We start from the raw sequence: 22,779 nt of genomic DNA on the forward strand, positions 1-22,779 counted from the left end.
AAAGGGCAGAATTAGAAGCGGAATTAACCAATTACAACAAGTCCAAGCATTTGAAAATATTAAATTACAAGTTTGCAAGTTGTTCAACATCAACGTACCAATTGGGAACAACAGCTAAATTTTGTCAAACAACAATATCAGAATTTAACTCAAGATTGCGATCGCCTACAACAAGAGCAGTCAGCTATTAATTATCAAATTGCCCAGTTAGCAGCTTTAATTAATCAAGAAACAGAGATTAAAAACGGCTACACTCACTATCAAAATTTGCAATCTCAAGAAGAAGCCTTCGCCATTAAATTTGACGAACACACTCGTGCTACTGCACTGCGTCAACAGCAACAGCAACAACTCACCAAACAAATTCACGAACTAGAAAGACAATTACAACAAGTCCAAGGACAATTAGCAGCTTTACAACAGCAAGAACAAGAAATTCAGCAAACCTTAGCTAAATCAGGGGAAATTGAAGCAGCCTTAGCCCAACTCGCCGCCGCCCGTCGTCATTTAACCCATCTTGATGAACTGCAAATGCAAGTCGCACCGTTATTACAGCAGCGACACAATTTGCAAAGTCATTTAGATAAGGTTCATGCTGGGTTAGTAGCACGTTTAGAACAGTTACAAGTCACAGAAAACCAACTGCAAAAAGCATCTCAACGCCAACCCCAACTGCAACAAGCAGTTATGGAAGTGGCGATGCAAATTGAGCAAATGGAGAAAGACAGGGTTTATCTGCAACGAGTCCAAGAAAAAGGGCAAGAAAGAAGGCATTTTATTGAACGTCTACAGGCGCAGCATCGAGAATATGAGAGATTATTGGGAGAATTAGAACAGAAATTGCAAATGCTGCGTACTCCTGATGCAATTTGCCCGTTATGCGAACGTCCTTTAGATGAACATCATTGGAATCGTGTGGTTGATAAAACCAAAGGTGAGTACAAAGAAACAGAGGGGCAATTGTGGGTATTTCGGGAACAAATGGCGGTTTCTGATAGAGAAATTCAACTTTTGCGGCAGGAATACAAAGAAATATTCCAGAAATTAAACGCTTACGATAGTTTACGGGAGCAGAGAGGACAATTAGCCGCCAGTTACAATCAACTAGTGATGCAGAACAGCATTTACAACAACTCGCTGCCGAAAAACAACACCTGGAGCGATCGCTGCAAGCTGGTGATTACGCACCCACACAGCAAGCCGAACTCAGACAACTCGAACAATATCTGCAACAACTAAATTATAATGAGCAAGACCATGCTCTAGCTCGCAGTGAGGTAGAAAGATGGCGGTGGGCAGAAATCAGCAAGGACAAATCAAAGACGCTACCAAACGCCAAGCCCAACTCGCCGCCCGTAAACCAGAATTACAAGCGCAAATTGCCGAATTACAAAGCAGAATTGAGCGAGAACAGGTAGATTCTGAATGTGCCAAACAAATCGCGGCAATGGAGCAAAAAATTAGGGAAATTGGCTATAGTTCCGAACAACATAACCAAGTTCGCACCAACCTACGTCAAGCCCAAGCTTGGCAGTTACGCTATCAACAGCTACTATCAGCCCAGCAACAATACCCCAACTCCAGGCCAGATTACAAGATTTAGAAGCATCCAGAAACGCCAGATTGCAAGAAAGACAACAACTCGTCACCCAAATCACCGAAATAGAGGAACAGTTAGCCGCATCAACCAATCCCATTGCAGAGATTCAAGCCCTAGAGCAGCAAATAGCCACCCGCAGAAGACAACTAGATGAATGTATCACCCAGTTGGGGCGGTTAGAACAGTTAGCTTTGCAACTAGAAAATCTACAAACGCAGTACGAAGAACAACAACAACAACTGCAAACTTGTAGACAACAATATCGAGTGTATCAAGAGTTAGCCCAGGCATTTGGTAAAAATGGCATCCAAGCCTTAATGATTGAGAACGTATTGCCCCAACTAGAAGCCGAGACAAATCAACTATTATCGCGATTGACAGGCAACCAACTGCACGTACAATTTATTACCCAGAAATCAGGCAAAGGTAGTAAATCTACGAAGAAAACAGCCAAATTAATTGACACCTTAGATATAGTCATTGCCGATGCTAGAGGCACACGCGCCTATGAGACGTATTCTGGGGGAGAAGCCTTTAGAATTAACTTTGCCATTCGGTTAGCCTTAGCGAAACTACTGGCACAAAGAGCCGGAGCCGCCTTACAGTTATTGATTGTAGATGAAGGTTTCGGTACACAGGATGCCGAAGGATGCGATCGCCTAATTGCTGCCATAAATGCGATCGCCAACGATTTCGCCTGTATCCTCACTGTTACCCATATGCCCACCTCAAAGAAGCCTTCCAAGCCAGAATCGAAGTCAATAAGACACAAGAAGGATCACAGGTTAGGCTTTTAACTTGATGGGGCATGGGGCATGGGGCATGGGCATAGGGCATAGGGCATCGGGCATGGGCATAGGGCATCGTAATAAGAATCTACCTTGTCTACCTTGTCCGCCTTGTCTACCTTCCAGTCCCCAGTCCCCAGTCCCCAGTCCCCAGTCCCCAGTCCCCAGTCCCCAATCCCTAATCAAAATCCTGTATCCTCGCATCAAAACCGTTAGACCGCAACATTTTAGACCTTAACTCAGCCAAAGAGCGATCGCTAAATGAGCCAGCATTGACATAACGTCCTAAGTTAGATTGTTCTGCAAAGGCATCAGGAATAAAGCGACGGACGCGATTGAGGATGTTCTGGTTACTCATGGGTACAATCACCACATAGCGATTATTACTGGGGCGATTCGGAGGCTGGTTGTCAACATTACTTGTTGGCACTACATAATTACCTACGTTTAGTGCTTGCCAAGTTTGCCAATCAACTCTGCCTGTAGGGTTAATTTGATATGCCTGCTGAAAACTGGCTACAGATGCCCTGGTGTATTCATCAAAGTAACCGTCTATACTGCTGTTAAAATAGCCCAACTCAGATAAACGCCGTTGTACTATTCTGACATTTTCGCCGCGATCGCCCACAAACAACACATCCCGAAGCGGCTGGTTAGAGTATCTGGCATTCCAAGCTTGACGTACTGCCTGTAAAATTTGCATATCAGCAATACCATCAGCATTCAGTCGATAATCTCGCTGAAACTGTAAAATTGCTTCCCTCGTCATCGCGCCTACGTTCCCATTAGGATTAGTTTTGAAATACCCTAAATCCCGCAAACGTTGCTGTAAATCTCTAACTTGCTGCGTTGAAAGTTTTGATGTACCTGAATTTTGACTAGAAGCCAAGAGTGCGTTCCAAGTTTGGGGATTTACTACCCCAGTCGCCGCCAGTCCAGCGCGACGCTGAAAAGCGATCACTGCATTTTTCGTAATACCTTGAAAATTCCCTGTAGGATTAGCATCGAAATAGCCTAACTGTCGCAAACGCTGTTGCAGCCTAATAACATCCTGTCCGCTACTACCTTCAGACAAAACGGGGTATCTCCCGCCTATATTACCCGCATTCCTGATAGCTGAAGCCGTTCTCGCACCCACCACACCATCAGCTACCATACCCACAGAACGCTGAAACAGAATCACAGCTTGCTGCGTTTCTGTGCCAAAATAACCCGTATTAGAAGCGTTAAAGTAGCCCAACCGTTTTAAATTTCTTTGTAGTTGAACAACAGCCGCACCTCTACTTCCAAATCGCAACTCTCGACTATTATTTCTAGCTTGACAGGCTCTTTGTAATGCCGTTTGCGTACCACCACCGACTATCCCATCTGGTCTTAATCTATTGGCACGCTGAAAACCAATCACAGCCCTTTGAGTCAAGGTAGCAAATTTTCCTGTCGCCGGAGCATTTAAAAAGCCTAATTGTTTTAAACACCGTTGAATCCTAACAACATTCGCCCCGCTACTACCTACTTTTTCCAGAGCTAAAGCCTGTCCAGCTAAACTCAAAACCGCTAAACTTAACGTTACCGATAACAGCCGCATCACCGCTAAACTAGGTAACTTTTTCCACGGTAAAAATTCCCAATTAATTTGGATAGGATTAAACTCAATATCTTCAGATTCTTCGTATACCGCACTAAGATAAGAATAACCAATGGTATCCATAATGTTATTGTTATTTTTAGTTGGATAAAAACTGCACAATCCAGACTTGATGAAATACAAAACTGAACTCAACGAATTCCCGATTTAAAAAGCGTTTTTAAACTAAGTATAAATAAGTAAGTAACATATCATATTTTATCCACTCAGTCAAAATACTGATATCACAACAACACCACACGCCCCTTTGTGTGGAAAAAACACTTCCTGCTAACCAAACTCCCGCAATTGTGGAAAATAATAAATTAAGTCGAGTATCGCAAGACTCACTTAACTGCATAATTTTCTCTAGGAAAATATGACCCATCCTTTCTCCAACGCCTGCATAGTCCGATAGACCAGTCATCGTCTTTGACGGTGCAATGGGGACTAACCTGCAAACTCAAAACCTCACCGCCGAAGACTTTGGCGGCGCACAATACGAGGGGTGTAATGAATACCTAGTTCACACCAAACCGGAAGCTGTCGCCAAAGTTCACCGTGATTTTCTGGCGGTGGGTGCAGATGTCATCGAAACTGATACCTTCGGCGGTACATCAATTGTATTGGCTGAATATGACCTAGCAGACCAAACATACTATCTCAACAAAACCGCCGCCGAACTAGCAAAAAGCGTGGCTGCGGAATTTTCCACCCCAGAAAAACCCAGGTTTGTCGCGGGTTCTATCGGCCCCACCACAAAACTACCCACCTTGGGACACATTGATTTTGACACCTTAAAAACGTCTTTTGCCGAACAGGCCGAAGCCTTGCTTGATGGTGGAGTGGATTTATTTATTGTTGAGACTTGCCAAGATGTGCTGCAAATTAAAGCCGCATTGAACGGTATTGAAGAAGTCTTTGCTAAAAAAGGTGAACGGATACCCCTGATGGTTTCCGTCACAATGGAAAGCATGGGAACAATGTTAGTCGGTTCCGAAATCAGCGCAGTCTTGACGATTTTAGAACCCTACCCAATTGATATTCTCGGTCTTAACTGTGCCACAGGGCCAGATTTGATGAAACCACACATCAAATATTTATCTGAACATTCGCCATTTGTGGTTTCCTGCGTTCCTAACGCCGGGTTACCAGAAAACATCGGTGGTAAAGCACACTATCGCTTAACACCGATGGAATTACGCATGGCGTTGATGCACTTTGTTGAAGATTTGGGTGTCCAAGTGATAGGGGGTTGCTGTGGACACGTCCAGAACACATTCAACAATTAGCTGAAATTACTCAAGAACTGAAACCAAAAGTCAGACAGCCAAGTCTGGAACCTGCGGCGGCATCAATTTATTCTACTCAGCCTACGAACAAGATAATTCTTTCTTAATTGTGGGTGAACGTCTCAACGCCAGTGGTTCTAAAAAGTGTCGTGATTTACTCAACGCAGAAGACTGGACGGACTAGTTTCAATGGCTAGGGCGCAGGTAAAAGAAGGCGCGCATATCCTAGATGTCAACGTTGATTATGTGGGACGCGACGGCGTGCGAGATATGCACGAGTTGGTTTCCCGTATTGTTAATAATGTCACACTGCCCTTAATGCTGGACTCCACCGAATGGGAAAAAATGGAGGCAGGTTTAAAGGTAGCTGGGGGTAAATGTCTATTAAACTCCACCAACTATGAAGACGGTGAACCGCGCTTTTTGAAGGTGCTGGAATTAGCGAAGAAATACGGCCGGGCATAGTCATCGGTACAATTGACGAAGATGGCATGGCGCGGACAGCAGATAAAAAATTCCAGATTGCCCAGCGTGCTTACCGTCAAGCTGTAGAATATGGCATTGCTGCCCATGAGATATTCTTTGATACTCTAGCTTTACCTATTTCTACGGGGATTGAAGAAGACCGCGAAAACGGTAAGGCAACTATTGAGTCAATTCGCCGCATTCGCCAAGAATTACCAGGATGTCATGTAATTTTAGGGGTGTCGAATATATCTTTCGGTTTAAGCCCAGCCGCGCGGATTGTGTTGAACTCGATGTTCTTACATGAAGCAATGGCAGCTGGTATGGATGCAGCTATTGTCAGTGCCAGCAAGATTTTACCACTGTCTAAGATAGAAGCCCATCATCAAGAAGTTTGTCGCAAATTAATCTATGATGAGCGTAAATTTGAAGGTGATGTTTGCGTTTATGATCCTCTAGGAGAATTAACGAAATTATTTGAGGGTGTCAAAGCCAAACGTAATACAGGCGTTGATGAAAACCTACCTTTAGAAGAACGTCTCAAACGCCATATCATCGACGGCGAACGTATTGGTTTAGAAGCACAGTTAAATAAAGCTTTAGAACAATATCCACCCCTAGAAATTATTAACACCTTCCTCCTAGATGGGATGAAAGTGGTGGGTGAGTTGTTCGGTTCAGGACAAATGCAATTACCCTTCGTGTTACAGTCGGCGGAAACCATGAAAACTGCGGTGGCCTATCTTGAACCCTTCATGGAAAAATCCGAGGCGGGAAATAATGCTAAAGGAACGGTAATTATCGCCACAGTTAAAGGTGATGTTCACGACATTGGTAAAAATCTAGTAGATATCATCTTGTCTAACAACGGTTACAAGGTGATTAACCTGGGAATTAAACAGCCAGTGGAAAACATTATCGAGGCTTACAATCAACATAAAGCTGACTGCATAGCCATGAGTGGGTTGCTAGTGAAGTCAACCGCCTTCATGAAAGAAAACTTGGAAGTTTTTAACGAAAAGGGAATTACCGTCCCCGTAATTTTAGGTGGTGCGGCATTAACACCCAAATTCGTCAATCAAGATTGCCAAAATACCTATAAAGGCAAGGTAGTTTACGGTAAAGATGCTTTCTCAGACTTGCATTTCATGGATAAATTAATGCCAGCCAAAGCATCTAATAACTGGGATGACTTACAAGGATTCCTAGATGAAGTAGATACAGAAGAAACAAAAATTTCTTCGGAAACGCCAGCAACTCAAAAAACCCCACTCAGCACTCAGCACTCACTACTCAGCACTGAAATAGACACCCGCCGTTCCGAAGCCGTAGCGGTAGATATAGAACGTCCCACACCACCATTCTGGGGAACGAAACTATTAGAACCTGGCGATATTCCCATTGAGGAAGTATTCTGGCATTTAGATTTACAAGCCTTGATTGCTGGACAGTGGCAATTCCGCAAACCCAAGGAACAATCTAAGGAAGAATATCAAGCTTTCTTAGATGAGAAAGTCTACCCCATTTTGGAAACATGGAAACAGCGCATTATCGCTGAACATCTCTTACATCCTCAAGTAATTTACGGGTATTTTCCTTGTCAGTCTGAAGGAAATACTTTGTATATCTACGAAAACAATCATGCACCATCAAAGGAGGTAGCTAAATTTGAGTTTCCCCGCCAGAAATCATTAAGAAGACTCTGTATTGCAGATTTCTTTGCACCCAAAGAATCAGGAATTATTGATGTCTTCCCCATGCAAGCGGTAACTGTGGGTGAAATTGCCACAGAGTACGCACAAAAATTATTTGCAGATAATCAATACACAGATTATTTGTATTTCCACGGTTTAGCAGTGCAAGTTGCAGAAGCTTTGGCAGAATGGACACACGCTAGAATTCGCCATGAATTAGGATTTGCTGCTGAGGAACCAGATAATATTCGCGATATGTTAGCACAACGTTATCGTGGTTCGCGGTATAGTTTTGGCTATCCAGCTTGTCCCAATATTCAAGACCAATACAAGCAACTCGATTTGTTGCAGACTGACAGAATTAACTTATATATGGATGAAAGTGAGCAACTTTATCCAGAACAGTCTACAACAGCGATTATTACCTATCACCCAGGGGCAAAATATTTCAGTGCTTAATTGAGGTAATAGTCAGAGTGAATTAAGTATCAACACAGGGAAAGCTATTTATAGCTTTCCTTTTTTATTTACAGATTATAGATGCAGTAAACATTTTATGAAACAGCATCATAACAAGAAGATTTTGTCAGTTCCGAAGATCAAGAGTTATCGATTTTAGAATTAGTTCTTAAAGAAAATATAGGACACATTAAAATTAATAGATTAACATTAATCGTTCCTCTACTAGTGCGCGTTTCACTAGTCGTGCTTGGCAAGAAAGTTTAAAACAACACTGCCCTATAGGAAGTGTGGTAGCGGCTTGTAGGTTAGTTAAAAGTAGTAAATAACCTAAGTTCGGGGTAGAAAATCTTTGAAACCCTTAAATACTGTCAATTAACGAGGCCAAACTTGAACGGCTATCTCACTCAAGTGCTTACCACGTTGCTGAATTTCAGATGCGTTCCATGCACTTATATACCTGAAGTATTGATTGAGGGCAAAGCTACTTTTTTCACTTAGATAAGTTAACTTTTCTGCAAATGGCTTGTTTGAAAGCTCAGGATTGTAGGCTGTTAAAGTCAAATTACCTAGAGTGTGTAACCATCTTTCATGCTGCTCATTAGCATTTGCACCAAGCATAGCCCGCCACTCATCAGTCAGAGTTTGAGGCATTATATGCTCTACTGTCAGATTATCTATTTTGACCTGTTCTTTAGATAAATTCTCAGCAAGGCTTTCAAGGATGAGCTTAACTCTATCATTACGTCTATCTGTATATAGTCTTTCTTCTATAATGCTACGTCTTAACAAATCATCATCAGGCCAGATTTGAGTCTTTTGTAGACGTAGCAAAGTTTGGCGTAAAGTAAGGTTAAAATTTTTATACAAGCATCAGCATTTTTTAGTGACACATCTGTCAGTAATCTCACCATAAATCAAAACTAACAATACAATCTTAAATCTACAAAAGCAATTCTGATTTCTAGTTATCTTACTTGCGTTAATTTTCTGGAAAACTTTTACTGTAATTCGCGCCACTTTGCTTTCAAAAAAAAGGTGGGTATCAACTACCCACCTCAAAACTCAAGAGAATATTCTGTTGCGATTAACCCAACAATTTTTTAGCTGTAGCTAAGACATTATCGACGCTAAAGCCGAATTTCTCCAAGCAAACGCCACCAGGCGCAGAAGCACCGAAACGGTCAATGGTTACGGTGTCGCCTTCACTACCGATGTACTTGTGCCAACCAAAGCTGCTAGCTGCTTCTACTGCTATCCGCTTGGTGACTGCTTTAGGTAGAACAGATTCTTTGTAAGCTGCGTCTTGGGCTTCAAATAAATCCCAAGCTGGTAAGGAAACCACACGAACTTTCTTACCTTCAGCTGTGAGTTTCTCAGCAGCAGTTACACAGAGGCTTAATTCTGAACCAGTACCAATCAAAATTAAGTCTGGTGTACCTTCAGAATCTACTAATACGTATCCACCCTTAGCTACGTTCTCAATAGATGTACCTGCCAAGTTGGGGACGTTTTGACGAGTCAACGCTAACAAAGTAGGATCATTTTGTTTTGATCTTTCAATGGCTACTTTGTAAGCACCAGATGTTTCGTTACCATCAGCAGGACGAATCACTGTCAAGTTAGGAATAGCGCGGAGAGAAGCTAGGGTTTCGATGGGTTGGTGGGTGGGGCCGTCTTCACCTTGACCGATGGAGTCGTGAGTCATTACCCAAATTGAGCCGGCTAAAGACAAGGCTGATAAGCGAATAGCAGCCCGCATATAGTCGGTGAAGATGAGGAAGGTAGCACCGTAAGGAATTAACCCTGAACCATGTAACGCAATACCATTACAGATTGCGCCCATTGCGTGTTCCCGCACACCAAAGTGGATGTTGGGGTTTTGGTATTGTCCTTTTTGGAAGTCGCCTTTACCTTTGATTTCGGTCAAGTTGGAGTGGGTTAAGTCTGCTGAACCACCAATGAGTTCAGGAACAACCGCCGCCAATTTGTTCAAACAGGTTTCGGAGTGCTTCCGGGTGGGAAGTCCTTTATCTTCGGGGGTGTAGGTGGGTAGTACCTTATCCCAACCGTCAGCGAGTTTGCCACTCAGGTAACGCTCAAATTCAGCCGCTTCTTGGGGATATTTAGCTTTGTAGTCAGCGAAGGCTTTATTCCATTCGGTTTCGTAGCCTGCACCGCGTTCTACGGCTTTGCGGGTGTGGTTGAGGACATCTTGAGGAATCACGAATGGTTCATTTTCCCAACCGAGATTTTGGCGGGTCAATGCGACTTCATCAGTACCCAAAGCAGCACCGTGAATACCAGCAGTGTTGGCTTTGTTGGGAGAACCATAACCGATGGTGGTTGTCACCTTAATCATGGTGGGTTTGTCGGTGACAGCTTTCGCTTCTTCAATAGCTTTAGCGATCGCATCTAAATCGGTGTTACCGTCTTGAACATGGAGGACGTGCCAACCGTAAGCTTCAAACCGCTTAGAAACATCTTCGGTAAAGGCTACATCGGTAGAACCATCAATAGAGATGTGGTTGTCGTCGTACAACGCGATGAGCTTACCTAAGCCCAAGTGTCCAGCCAAAGAAGCAGCTTCACCAGAAACGCCTTCCATGTTGCAACCATCACCTAAAATTACGTAGGTGTAATGGTCAACAATTTTGGCATCGGGTTTGTTGAATTTAGCAGCTAGGTGAGCTTCAGCAATAGCCAAACCTACGCCGTTAGCGATACCTTGACCAAGGGGGCCTGTGGTCACTTCTACGCCGGCGGTGATGAAGTTTTCAGGGTGTCCAGGGGTTTTGGATTCCCATTGACGGAATTGCTTGATATCTTCGATGGATACGCTGTCAAAGCCAGTCAAATAGAGCAGGGCATACTGCAACATCGAGCCATGACCGGCAGACAAGACAAAGCGATCGCGGTTAAACCACTTGGGGTTTTTGGGATTGTACCGCATAAAGCGATCCCAGAGTACGAAAGCCATCGGAGCTGCGCCCATCGGCAGTCCTGGGTGTCCAGATTTTGCCTTTTCTATAGCATCAACAGCTAAGAAACGGATTGAATTAATACAAAGTTCTTCGAGGGATTGGGTTGCAACAGCCATGATCTCTTATTTTTAACGACGGGTTAGCACTCGTGGAGCTAGTCTTATTGGGGTGCTTTTTAACAGTTATCAGTGATCAATTATTCAGTTATCAGCAATCAATTTTATTGTGATAACTGTTAACCCTTACGGGTGACGCTCCTGCGTCGCTAACGCTGCGCTAACGATAGTTGCTTGCCGACGCAAGGCGACAGGAACGCACTATCTCACTGTTTACTGTTAACTGATTCAGCTTCCCCTGCGGTATCATCATCCCATTCCCGATTGTGCATAGACAAGCGGGTTCTCCTGAGTTTTTGGTAATTAATCAAGCCAAAAATTCGGTCAAGTTGAACTACTGGCTAGTGGTGGAATGACGTTTACGATACTGTTGTGATTGTGATTACAGGATAGCTGACAAAGGTTAAATTTTCCGCTTCAAGGTAAGAATTGAGAACTGGAAAGTTAGGAGCAAAAATTCAGAACTCAGGAGTCAGGATGCAGAATTGAAAAATTCAAGATTTCTGAATTCTGGATTCTTCATTCATATTTGGGATTATGAGCAACTTAATTACTCAAATTATCCCCTAATTTTTGAATTATTCTGTCCCCTGATTTCTGAATTCTGAATTTTTTTGTGAGTGCTGAGTGGTGAGTGCTGAGTGCTGAGTGCTGAGTGCTGAGTTGTGAGTAAAAGATAGTAACCTTTTGCTTCCTTTGCTCCCTGCTCCCCTGCCCTCCTGCTCCTCTGCTCCCCTGCTCCCCTGCCCCCTGCCCCTATCCTCAGCCTCCTAAGAGACGTACTTTCTAAAAGCGAGGGTGACATTATGACCGCCAAATCCGAAGGAATTGGATAGGGCAACGTCAACCTTTTGTTTGCGGCTAGTGTGAGGTACGTAGTCTAAATCACAATCTGGGTCAGGGTTTTCGATATTGATTGTGGGTGGAACTTGATCGTTGGCAATGGCCAGGACTGTAGCTACCGCTTCAATCCCGCCAGAACCGCCTAAAAGGTGTCCTGTCATGGATTTAGTGGAACTGACAGTGATTTTGTAAGCATGATCACCCAAAACTTTTTTAATGGCAGCAGTTTCAGTGGAGTCATTGGCTGGGGTACTTGTGCCGTGAGCATTGATATAACTGACTTGTTCGGGGGTGATACCTGCATCTTTCAAAGCCAAGCTAATGGCTCTAGCTGCTCCTTCACCTCCAGGAACTGGAGAAGTGATATGGTAGGCATCACAGGTCATACCATAACCCACGATTTCAGCATAAATACGTGCGCCACGACTTAGAGCGTGTTGTAATTCCTCCAGAACCAGAATTCCCGCACCTTCACCCATGACAAATCCATCGCGATCGCGATCAAAGGGACGACAAGCATGAGTCGGATCATCATTGCGAGTAGAAAGGGCGCGCGCCGCAGCAAAACCAGCTACAGATAAGGGGGTAATCGCCGCTTCACACCCACCGCAAATCATCGCTTGGGCGTAACCACCTTGAATCATGCGAAACGCGTCTCCCACGGCGTTAGAACCAGCAGCACAAGCCGTTACAGTACAGTTATTTGGCCCTTTTGCGCCGGTGTGAATTGCTGTCAATCCTGCCGCCATATTAGCAATCATCATGGGAATCATGAATGGGCTACAGCGATCAGGCCCACGGTTGAGGTAGATGGTTTGTTGGTCTTCCATCACCTTAATACCACCTACACCAGAACCAATAATAACTCCTACCTGTTCGGCGTTGAGTTCATTGATAACTAACTGGGCATCAGCAAGTGCTTGTTTGGCTGCTGCGACTCCAAATTGAGAAAATCGATCCATCCGCTTGGCTTCTTTACGATCCATGTATTCATGTGGATCGAAATTTTTCACCTCACCTGCAATGCGGCAATCATGACTAGAGGCATCAAATGCGGTGATGTAGTCAATGCCATTGCGTGCGCTGATTAATCCTTCCCAATACTCCGTAGGTGTGTTACCAATAGGTGTAATCGCGCCAACACCCGTGACAACAACGCGTTTACGATTATAATCTGTCATGACTCAGTATAAAGATGGCGAGAAAGTTGCAAAAAGAGTAATGAGTAATGAGTGCTGAGTGCTGAGTGCTGAGTTACCGAACTTCTGATGCCTGCGGCAAGCCGAAGGCAGCCTCTAGGGAGGAAACCTCCGTTCAAAGTTCTCGCTGAGTGCTGAATTCTGCTAGTGTATGGGGTTCCGAGTTGGAAATCTGACTCATGACTCATGACTCATGACTCAGCACTCACTACTCAGCACTTTCTTAAGCAGATGTAGCAACTTTACTGTTGATGTAATCCACTGCTTCTTGAACGGTTGTGATTTTTTCGGCGGCTTCATCGGGAATTTCGATGTCAAATTCTTCTTCCAAAGCCATAACTAATTCCACTGTATCTAGGGAATCTGCCCCTAGATCGTTGGCAAAACTTGCCTGTGGTGTGATTTTTTCTTCTTCTACACTGAGTTGCTCGGCAACAATTGCCTTGACTTTTTCAAATGTCTCTGTTTGACTCATAAGATAAAATTCCTTACCAGTTGCTACTGTCTGCTCTTTATGGGTGACATGGTTTTGAGCATATACATCTTATCGGAAAGCGCGATCGCCCGTATACGTCCCTGTCCAAAATTGGAATAGAGTAAGGCTCTGAAATTTTGCTTGTTACCAATTCTTACTAGATTTCTGGAAGAATGTCCAAAAAAAATACATTCCCTCTTCAGTATCTAGAGGCGAGGAGTGATAAAACAGTTATCATCGGGGCAATTGCCTGAAACCAACTTTATTTTTATGCTATCTCAGACACTAAAATATGCTTACTTCCCTGGTTGTGTAGCTCAAGGTGCTTGCGGGGAACTATATCAGTCAACTCAAGCTCTCACCCAAGCTTTGGGCATTGAATTAATTGAATTAAAAAAAGCTGCTTGTTGCGGATCAGGCACATTTAAGGAAGATTCTCAACTTTTAGAAGATACAGTGAATGCCAGAAATATTGCTTTGGCGGAAGCATTAAATTTACCCTTACTCACTCACTGTAGTACCTGTCAGGGTGTGCTTGGTCACGTTAATGAACGTTTACAAGAGTTTCATACCAGTAATCCTGAATATATTCAGCAAGTTAACGGCTTTCTACACAAGGAAGGTTGTCTACCTTATCGTGGTAGTACAGAAGTTAAACATCTGCTCTACGCACTAGTTAGCGATTACGGTTTAGAAAAAATCAGCCAACGTGTAACTCGTAATTTATCCGGGTTAAAATGTGCCGCTTTTTATGGCTGTTATCTCCTCCGCGCTCAAAAATCCGTACCTGAAAAAGACCGATACAACCCAGAAGCAATGGAAAATCTGTTTCGGGCTGTAGGTGCAACCCCAATTTATTATCACGGTCGCACCCAATGTTGTGGCTGGCCTCTTTCTAGTTACGCTACTACCCAATCCTTTCAAATGGCTGGGATGCACATTCAAGAAGCCATCGCCGCCGGTGCTGATTGTTTAGTGACTCCTTGTCCTCTGTGTCATCTAAATTTAGACTCCCGTCAACCAGAAGTAGAAAAAGTAATTGGCAAAAAATTAGGTTTGCCAGTATTACATTTACCCCAATTAATTGCTTTAGCTTTAGGAATTAGTCCCCAAAAATTAGGTTTAGAAAGACATATTGTGTCTACTAAGCCAGTGTTAGAAAAATTGGGGCATAGGGTATAGGGCATGGGGCATGGGGCATGGGGCATTGAAGTTAAGTGTCTCTTATCTACCTTGTCTACCTTCCAGTCCCCAATCCCCAGTCCCCAGTCCCCAATCCCCTACCCCCCAATCCCCGTTCCCTTAAACTGACGTTGCAGTTGTCTAAAGAATTGATACATTTCTGGCAGATGTTTGTAAATTGCGGACACTTTTAGGTATGTCTTGTGGGGAACAGCAGGAGTACCGGAGACTATTTCCCCTGGTTGGACATCGTGGGGAATGCCGGTTTGTGCTGATGCGATCGCGCCATCACCAATTTTGGCTTCGTTGGCCACACCCACTTGTCCGGCTAAAATGACACGGTTGCCTAATGTGACACCACCAGCCATACCAGTTTGAGCTGCGATCGCACAACCTTGACCAATTTGGCAACCATGACCAACCTGTACTAAGTTATCAATTTTGGTATCACTGCCAATTCTTGTTTCTCCGACGGCTGGACGGTCGATTGTGGTGTTACAACCAATATCAACGCGGTCTTCTAATACTACGTAGCCGGACTGTTCCATTTTAACCCAACCAGTGCGGGTGGGAACAAAGCCAAAGCCTTCGCCACCGATGACTGCACCGCTATGAATGATACAATCTGCACCGATTTGAGAGCGTTCTTCGATGGTGCAGTTAGCGTGTATGATGGTGCGATCGCCTATTTTGACATCAGGGTAAATTACGGCGTTGGGGTGAATAATTACACCATTACCAATTTCTACCCCTTCCTGAATTACCGTATGGGGGCCAATGTAGACATCTTTTCCGATTTTAGCTGTGGGATGAATGACTGCTGTAGGATGAATGTCAGGTTTGGGGGTGTATGGTTTGTAGAAAATAGCGATCGCTTGAGCAAATAATAATCTTGGTTGTTTTGTCCTTAACCAAACTATCCCTCGCTCTTGTGCTTGTGCTTGGATTGTGGAGTCATCCGGTAAGATTAACGCACTGGCATTAGTTGTGCTGATAAAACCTGCATATTTTGACCCCTCCACGTAGCTAATAGTACCGCTTGTAGCTTTATCAATCGCTGCTGTACCGCTAATTTCTGGATCATCGTCAGGATTGCTTATTAAACTATGGCTAGTGACCGGATCACCGAGTTGGGCTACAATTTCGCTAAATTTCATATTGGCGTATTTAGATTTAGTAGTATTTTCTACAAAAATCCGATTATACCTACTAAATCAACCTCTGCGGATTTGATTTAAGGGACTTTCAGAAAATAAACTATCCAAATTTATCTTCTCCAAAACAACTGTTTTTCCCCCTGCTCCCTGCCCCCTGCTCCCTTGCCATCAACGAGATAGTATATTTTTTAATTGGCAGTCCCTAATCATCCCGCAATACTTGATACACGTTTTCCTATGAGATTGTAGATTATATTTCTGATTTTGTTGTAGCCTTGAATCCCAAAAACCCTGACTAAAATTATCGCTACGCCCAAAAATAAATAATTACGTAAAGAACTTAATTGAGGATATCTCTGTACAGCCTTTTGGCGAAAATCTCCGGCTTGCTGATAATCTCCACTTTGCAAAGCTTTCCATGCAATACGTAAATTTGCAAAACCATAAATGCGATTTTCTAAAATTTTTAAATCTTCGACAGATAAATATTCTGGAGCGTGAGCAAAACTTTTATCAAAAATCAAATTATAATTCTGCTCCATAATTTTCCAATTTTTAGAGCGATTATTGGGATGGGAACGATAATATACTAATGTTTCATGGATGACTTGAAACTGATAACGAGAAGCAACCCTCACCCACATTTCCCAATCTTGGGCATAAGCTAAACGATGATCAAAAACACCAACTTGCTCAAAACAAATGCGGCGTACCATCGGATTACTACCACACTCAATAATGTTATGTTCTATAATCGTTTCCCAAACACGACCTTCAGCAGTATTCTTGCGAATTTTATTGCCAATATTACCTTGAGAGTCAATTGAACCTACCCAACTATAAACTAAACCTATTGTGGGATGGTTATCCAAAATATTCACCTGTTTTTCTAGCTTATTTTCTGCCCAAATATCATCAGCATCGAGAAAAGCTAGATATTCTCCTTGTGCTTGATTAATACCATGATTGCGAGCAGCAGCAGGCCCCTGATTTTCTTGGGAGATTAATTTGACTCTGATATCGGTAACTTGAGTAAACCAATCTATAATCCCATCAGAACTACCATCATTAATAACGATGACTTCATAATCATTAAATGTCTGGTTTAAAACACTTTCTAAAGTAGTTGGCAAAAATGCCATCGCATTATAAGCAGGAATAATTACAGAAACCTTTGGCATAGCTATTACTCTCAAAATTATGAATTTTTTAGTTATAGGAATCAATTTTATTCTTGCAAAACCGCGTAGTGGCGTGGCAAGGCTAAAATAGTGCGAAAAAATTGTAGGTTGGGTTGACGTTAGGAAACCCAACATTGTTTATAGCGTTGGGTTTCGCAAAGCCTCAACCCAACCTACGCTACGCTTAAATATTTGAACTATTTTAGTCTAGATACGCCACTACATATAAGTAGAACGGTGTAAATAATTAAAGGTTTGTAGTGTTCGCGCAAGCGTCTCGAAGAGAGGACTTTAGTCCTTACTACGAACTAAATTCAGTTTTTTTTACATTACTTTACATAGTTTGGTTTTTTCAAGTCGTTCTACTTACTGTCCGCTATTAAATATTAGTCAGTGTTTGTTTGATTTTCTGAGCAATGGCTGGCCAATTTAGTTCCTCTTTCACTTTTCTTCTAGCATTTTCTGACATAAATTTTAAAGTCTGACTATCAGATAATAAATCAATCATTTGCTTTGCTAAAACTTCTGGTGTGGGTTGAGAAATTACAAAACCATTGATTTCATGCTCAATAATTTCAGGCATTCCATCCTGATTAGAGACAATACAAGGAATCCCATAATTCATCGCCTCAACTAAAAATAAACCTAGAGGTTCACAACGTGCAGGTGAAACCACTAAATCTGTGTTGAGAAAAATTCTTTGCATTTCCGTAGATGAGGAAATATATCCAGGGTTATCTACACCATTTTCATTAATCGATAAAATCTCGCCTACTATCACTAACTTAGCTTCAGGAATAACTTGTTTGACTTGTTTAAATGCCTCTATTAGTAAATCTCCGCCTTTGCGGAAAAAATCGTATCCGTTAAATAGGATTTGTTTGCTACCAAATTTCTTTTCGCCTTGGTATGGCTCAAAGAAGTTACCAGAAGAGTGTAAAACTGTAACTTTATCAGAATTAATGCCATAATCTTGTTCTAAAGAATATTTGACTTTATGGCTTTTAGTAAAAATGTGCAGAGCTTTTGTATAGGTTTGATGCTCACAGTCTAGCCAAGCTTGAAATTCCTGTTCTGTAGGGAAAGGGGCCCATTTAATCCAATTTTTTCTGGCGAGAGTCATTGTATAGTCTAAATACATCACATAAGGAATATCAAATTTATCCCAACAGGGACTAAACATCCCATAGAGATGAAAAATTAAATCTGGATGATAATCACTGTTAATAATTTTCTGTTCTAGTTGAAGTGAGCTATTGATAAAGGTTTTGGCGTTCTTACGGAAATATCCTGTTCTTTTGAGATTTAAAAATGGCAGTTTTATCTGAATGAAGTTAACAATATCTTTTAATAATCTCCAACTGTAAATACTATTGACTGACAAATATTCTATGCGATCGCAATCGTCAGACATTGCTTGGAATAAAAATTTCATGCGACTGATCATAAATTTGTCGCCTGTAACTAAAATATTTTTAATATTCATATCTCTGCCGAATTTAGGGAATAGATTTGCATTGCAATGTAGGAATCAAAGTAGATTCCTAAAATTATTTTTGTGGTAAGGGAACTAAGAAGGGGTAAGAAGGCATAAACTTTTACCTAGCTTCGCAGACATCGAACAGGAGTCTGATAGTTTTTAGTATCTGATGGGGGAGTTTGATTCCAATCCCAACCGACGACTGATAAAGACAGCCACCAATAAAAGAAAAGGGTCGTGTGTTTCCAAATATTGTCTGTAAACATTCCCAGCAGAATAGCTGATAATAAGGCAATGAGAATAAAACAAAAATTCTGCTGTGAGCTATTTTTTGGGGATGTAAACATGATGTGTACAAGGCGATAAATTTGAGCAGCTATTAAGGAGATAAATGTCATAAATCCTACTATTCCGCCCTCGACTAAAGCACGCAGATAATCATTGTGAGCTTCATTTTGTAAAACGGTGACATAGGAAGCAGTGCTAAGACCATAACCAAATAAGGGGGCATTTTTCCAAGCTTCCCAAATAAAATGCCATTGGGCAATTCTCCAGTTAAAACTATTGCCATCTGTCCACGATAATAAAATCGCTCGCCACATATCCATATGAGGATTTAACAGTGGTGTATCGGACAGTGAACCAAGACGTTCTCGACCAAAATCTGTACTGGTAAAAAGAAGAATTACTAATCCTAAGAGTAAAATTCCCCCCATTAAATTGAGTAAATTTAATTTGGGGGCAATCATGACAAAGACAAACACAAATAACATTGCTGTCATTGTCAAGGCCTTAGTGCTGACGAAAAATACCGTCAAGATAGCTAATAAAAACAACCACGGCGCACGGTTACGTGTGTCGCGGATTTTCCAACAGGTAAAACCGATAAATAACAATAGAAAGGTAGCGAAGGAAGAAGGATGACCTAATGTTCCTCGGATGCGGGAGGCTGGTTCTAAACTCCCAGCATCTACGCTACTTTGTGCCAAAAAGGAAGGTAACAGGGAAGCAGGTAAAAACATCTGCATGGATGCTACCGTGAGGGGAATGACCAGACTGAGAAATAAGGTAGTAATTAATGTTTGTGGTTTTACCTTCCCTTGCAGCTGCATAACGAGGAGATAAACCATTAACCACGAAAATAATCGTGTCCACTCGCGTACACCTTCAAATAGGTATGTACTGTCTAAACCTAAACCTCCCAGGGGTAATAATACTACCCACATTGCTTGTAGGGCTACCCATCCCGCAAAGAACCACCAAAATTTATCTACTTTGACGGCTTGGCCTGTTAATAAAGATACAACGACGTAAAGTAAAGCCAAGCCATCCAAACCAACAGCAAAAGCCGCAGGTAGTTGTTGTGCGGAGAAGGTATCTAAAGCACTACGTAGAACTAATAAACCAATGACTGCTTGCTCAAACTGAGCAAAAAACCAGACTAGAACTGCTACAGCAAATATAGGTAAGCCAATTAACAGGGGACTCACACCGACTAAAAACCCTGTTAATAGGCCAATACCAATACCGAATACCCCAACTAAGAATCCTAGTGAGGAATAACGACTTGAGCGTTTATTCGTCAACATGGTTATTTAACCGAGATGAAAAAGGGAACACAATACAGGAATGGGTTTTTAAAGGGGGCAGAATTTATACCAATTCTCCAAAATTAAGCGAGAGATGCAAAGCTTGAAACCAAGATAGTAGAACTCTTGCATGAATCCTTGGGTGTTTGCTAAAAATATTATTTAAAAGCTCACGCAAAGGCGCAAAGACGCAAAGAAGAACGCAAATAAATAACTCTTCAATTATTTGTGCAAGAGGTCTAGTATCTAACTGTCTTACATTGCGAATTGCGAATTGGTATTAGTTGCGATCGCCATTTCTATTACTACCTGGTAAACTTATCCTGGGTAAAAAAGATTGCTTCTCTTCAATGGGATGGCGATAATATTTTTCGGCATCGGTGGTCATACCGTTAACTATTACCCCTAGTATGGGGATGCGGTTTTGCTGGAGTTCTGATACGGCTCTTTGTAATGATTCTTTCATGGTGACGCTGGGACGTGTGGTCATAATTACTCCATCACTGTATTGACTCAGGGTAGAAGCATCAGCGCAAACACCAATGGGTGGAGTATCGATAATGACTAAATCATAGTGGTGTGCGGCTTCGGCAATCAGGGATTTCATGGCTTCTGACTCTAGTAATTGTGAGGGTCTACCATGTAGTTCACCACAGGTCAAGACAGAGAGATTTTCAATGTCTGTCGGCTGCACAGCATTGAGTAGTGTTCTATTACCATTGATGACATCGCTAATTCCTGGTTTGGGCGGGAGGTTAAATAATGTGTGCTGGACAGGTCTTCGTAAGTCTGCATCTATAATTAGGGTGCGACGAAAGAGCATAGCTGCAACAGCCGCTAGGTGGGAAACCACGACTGATTTACCTTCTCCAGAGATGGTACTGGTAACGACGACGACTTGTAATTTCTCATGGCTGCGAAACTCTAGATTTTTCAGCAGCATCCGGTAAGGTTCAACTAAACCGACATCATCTAAAAATTTTTCGGCTGGTTCTAGGGTAAGTTTGGTGGCGGGAAGACGAGGTAAAATTCCGAGTAGGGGTAACTTGAGCAATTCTTCAGCTTCGGCAACTTCGTAGAGTCTGTTATCCATTAACTCTAGGAGTAAAACTACGCCTGTGGCGAGAATGCTACCGAAGAAAATCGCGATCGCTAACACCACTGATCTTTTAGGATAGGCGTAATCGGTGGGAACTAGAGCCAGTTCAATAATCCGCAAGTTGCTGACTTTTTGCGCTTCTGCAATCCTGGCTTCCTCTAGTTTGCTTTGCAGCAATTTTAATGATTCGGCGGCTTCTTCTCGTTGGCGAGTCAGCATGGTGAGTGGTTGCTGTCTCAAAGGTAAAACTGCTAACTGCGCTTGTAGGTTTTTTCGCAAAGATTGGACAGTTTGCAATTTGTTCTCAACGGCGACACGCTCAACTTCATTATTAATGAGCTGAGTAGTGAGATTTTGACTGATTTGGTCTGAGGCGACATCTTCAGTAGGGATGGTTTGATTGTTGGCTGAGACACGACCTACTTGCTGTGCATATAAAGCACGGATTTGTTCTCGTTGTCCTAAAAGAGAGACAACCTTGGGGTGATTATCTGTAAATTGTAAGCGGGCTTCAATCAGTTGCGTTTCGATTTCGGTTAACTTAGCTCGTAAGCTTTTGAGTTGTTCATCTTGACCGCTACGTACTGATGTATAAGCGTTATTAATATTTTTAGTTGCAGTTAATTGTCTCAAAGAAGCTTCACGCGATCGCGCTTCTTGTAATTGTGCGATTAATGTCCGTTCTTGGTCTTCTAAATTGGTTAAACTTTGGACTAAGCTTTTAGTTTGGTCAGTATCTGCCACTACACCACTTTTTTGTCTATACCTAGATTCCGTGACTTCGGCTTGTTGGAGACGATTCCGCGCCACTGGGACTTCTTTTTCGAGAAATTGTCTAACTTTGGTTGCTTCGGAACTAATAGCTTTAATATTTTCTTCTACCATCGCTTGAGAAACAGCGTTTAACACATCGGCAGCAAATTGCGGATCTTGGTGAAAATAGTTCAGTTGCAAAATATTAGTAGCAGGTAGAATACTCACTTTCAACGTGCTGCTAATATCTTTAGGTGTGAGCTGCATCTGTGGATGTTTGGAAGCTAGTGTCTTGATAGCTTGATCCAAAACCGCCTGTGATTTGACTAACTCTGCTTGATCAGCCAAGGGATTGCTACTACGTCCCACTCCAGAAGGTTGTGTTAAATCCCGTCCCAACTCCGAAACGCTCACCCCTTTAGCATCAACCATCATTTTGGCTGATGTGGCGTAAAAACGTGGCGTTATAGCTAGATAGGCGACTGATGCACCAATAACAGCCGCTAATGTAGACACAGCAGGTAAACCCCTGCGGCGCAATACTCCAAATAAGGTTGAAATACCTCTTCCCATTACGTATACCTTAATTTTTTTTCAAAGCCAAAGTAATACCAATTCGCAATTAAAAAACCTATATGGAGCAAGATTTTCAAGGTTTAAATCCATATCAGATTTTTCGTGAAATGGTATAACACTGTGCAACTCGGAAACCTAACCCCCAACCCCTTCCCTTGTAGGGAAGGGGAGCAAGAATTAAACTCAGCACTCATTAGTCATTGGTCATTAGTCATTAGTCATT

General features: G+C 42.4%; 14 protein-coding genes and 3 pseudogenes. 6 read left to right on the forward strand and 11 right to left on the reverse strand.

The features are described from left to right. Window positions 1-2,402 (forward strand): annotated as a pseudogene (locus CV014_RS17695) (SbcC/MukB-like Walker B domain-containing protein); the annotation flags it as partial. Here CV014_RS17695 and CV014_RS17700 read toward each other — a convergent pair. Continuing rightward, entirely contained in the window at window positions 2,386-2,574 is a 189-nt protein-coding gene (locus CV014_RS17700; protein ID WP_236143228.1) for a hypothetical protein, read from the reverse strand. The pseudogene CV014_RS17695 and the gene CV014_RS17700 overlap by 17 nt on opposite strands. Beyond that, window positions 2,567-4,096, reverse strand: a complete 1,530-nt coding sequence (locus CV014_RS17705) for a peptidoglycan-binding domain-containing protein (RefSeq protein WP_236143229.1) — start codon at window positions 4,094-4,096, stop codon at window positions 2,567-2,569. Before CV014_RS17705 ends, CV014_RS17700 begins: the two co-directional genes overlap by 8 nt. Window positions 4,097-4,455: 359 nt before the next feature. Between CV014_RS17705 and CV014_RS30650 the strand changes: the two genes are divergently transcribed. The 4 genes and pseudogenes from CV014_RS30650 to CV014_RS30665 form a co-directional block, all read left to right on the forward strand. After that, complete coding sequence (locus CV014_RS30650; RefSeq protein ID WP_442946920.1) at window positions 4,456-5,304, forward strand: homocysteine S-methyltransferase family protein; 849 nt, start codon at window positions 4,456-4,458, stop codon at window positions 5,302-5,304. 189 nt (window positions 5,305-5,493) lie between these two features. Beyond that, window positions 5,494-6,050 (forward strand): annotated as a pseudogene (locus CV014_RS30655) (dihydropteroate synthase); the annotation flags it as partial. 42 nt (window positions 6,051-6,092) lie between these two features. Continuing rightward, the gene (locus CV014_RS30660) at window positions 6,093-7,922 is read left to right on the forward strand and encodes a vitamin B12 dependent-methionine synthase activation domain-containing protein (RefSeq protein WP_442946921.1); all 1,830 of its coding nucleotides are present in this window, start codon (window positions 6,093-6,095) and stop codon (window positions 7,920-7,922) included. 123 nt (window positions 7,923-8,045) lie between these two features. Further along, window positions 8,046-8,248 (forward strand): annotated as a pseudogene (locus tag CV014_RS30665) (hypothetical protein); the annotation flags it as partial. Window positions 8,249-8,297: 49 nt separating this feature from the next. Here the strand turns inward: CV014_RS30665 and CV014_RS17720 are convergent. The 4 genes from CV014_RS17720 to acpP all read right to left on the reverse strand — a co-directional run bounded on the left by CV014_RS17720 (window position 8,298) and on the right by acpP (window position 13,539). Next, the gene (locus CV014_RS17720; RefSeq protein WP_236143230.1) at window positions 8,298-8,792 is read right to left on the reverse strand and encodes an HNH endonuclease family protein; all 495 of its coding nucleotides are present in this window, start codon (window positions 8,790-8,792) and stop codon (window positions 8,298-8,300) included. Window positions 8,793-9,009: 217 nt separating this feature from the next. Next, window positions 9,010-11,022, reverse strand: a complete 2,013-nt coding sequence (gene tkt, locus CV014_RS17725) for a transketolase (protein WP_236143231.1) — start codon at window positions 11,020-11,022, stop codon at window positions 9,010-9,012. Between the two features lie 770 nt (window positions 11,023-11,792). Next, complete coding sequence (fabF, locus tag CV014_RS17730; protein WP_236143232.1) at window positions 11,793-13,046, reverse strand: beta-ketoacyl-ACP synthase II; 1,254 nt, start codon at window positions 13,044-13,046, stop codon at window positions 11,793-11,795. A 241-nt stretch (window positions 13,047-13,287) separates the two neighbouring features. Further along, window positions 13,288-13,539 (reverse strand): acyl carrier protein, encoded by a 252-nt coding sequence (gene acpP, locus CV014_RS17735; protein ID WP_236143233.1) that lies wholly within the window; start codon window positions 13,537-13,539, stop codon window positions 13,288-13,290. 270 nt (window positions 13,540-13,809) lie between these two features. Between acpP and CV014_RS17740 the strand changes: the two genes are divergently transcribed. After that, window positions 13,810-14,721, forward strand: coding sequence for a CoB--CoM heterodisulfide reductase iron-sulfur subunit B family protein (locus CV014_RS17740; protein WP_236143234.1), 912 nt, complete (start codon window positions 13,810-13,812; stop codon window positions 14,719-14,721). Between the two features lie 98 nt (window positions 14,722-14,819). On the opposite strand, the gene lpxD is transcribed toward CV014_RS17740, so the two are convergent. From lpxD to CV014_RS17765, 5 genes are all read right to left on the reverse strand, one after another. Then, the gene (lpxD, locus tag CV014_RS17745; protein WP_236143235.1) at window positions 14,820-15,878 is read right to left on the reverse strand and encodes a UDP-3-O-(3-hydroxymyristoyl)glucosamine N-acyltransferase; all 1,059 of its coding nucleotides are present in this window, start codon (window positions 15,876-15,878) and stop codon (window positions 14,820-14,822) included. A 206-nt stretch (window positions 15,879-16,084) separates the two neighbouring features. Continuing rightward, window positions 16,085-17,059, reverse strand: coding sequence for a glycosyltransferase family 2 protein (locus tag CV014_RS17750; protein WP_236143236.1), 975 nt, complete (start codon window positions 17,057-17,059; stop codon window positions 16,085-16,087). A 379-nt stretch (window positions 17,060-17,438) separates the two neighbouring features. Further along, a complete protein-coding gene (locus CV014_RS17755) occupies window positions 17,439-18,545 on the reverse strand; it encodes a glycosyltransferase family 4 protein (RefSeq protein ID WP_236143237.1) in 1,107 nt (368 codons plus the stop codon). Window positions 18,546-18,661: 116 nt separating this feature from the next. Then, window positions 18,662-20,128: an O-antigen ligase family protein gene (locus CV014_RS17760; protein WP_236143238.1), complete on the reverse strand. Its 1,467-nt coding sequence runs from the start codon at window positions 20,126-20,128 to the stop codon at window positions 18,662-18,664. Window positions 20,129-20,408: 280 nt separating this feature from the next. Continuing rightward, on the reverse strand, window positions 20,409-22,553 hold the full coding sequence (locus CV014_RS17765) for a GumC family protein (RefSeq protein WP_236143239.1): 2,145 nt from the start codon (window positions 22,551-22,553) through the stop codon (window positions 20,409-20,411). Window positions 22,554-22,779: the final 226 nt, after the last annotated feature.

The sequence above is a fragment of the Nostoc sp. CMAA1605 genome (assembly GCF_021596505.1).
Lineage (GTDB): Bacteria > Cyanobacteriota > Cyanobacteriia > Cyanobacteriales > Nostocaceae > Trichormus.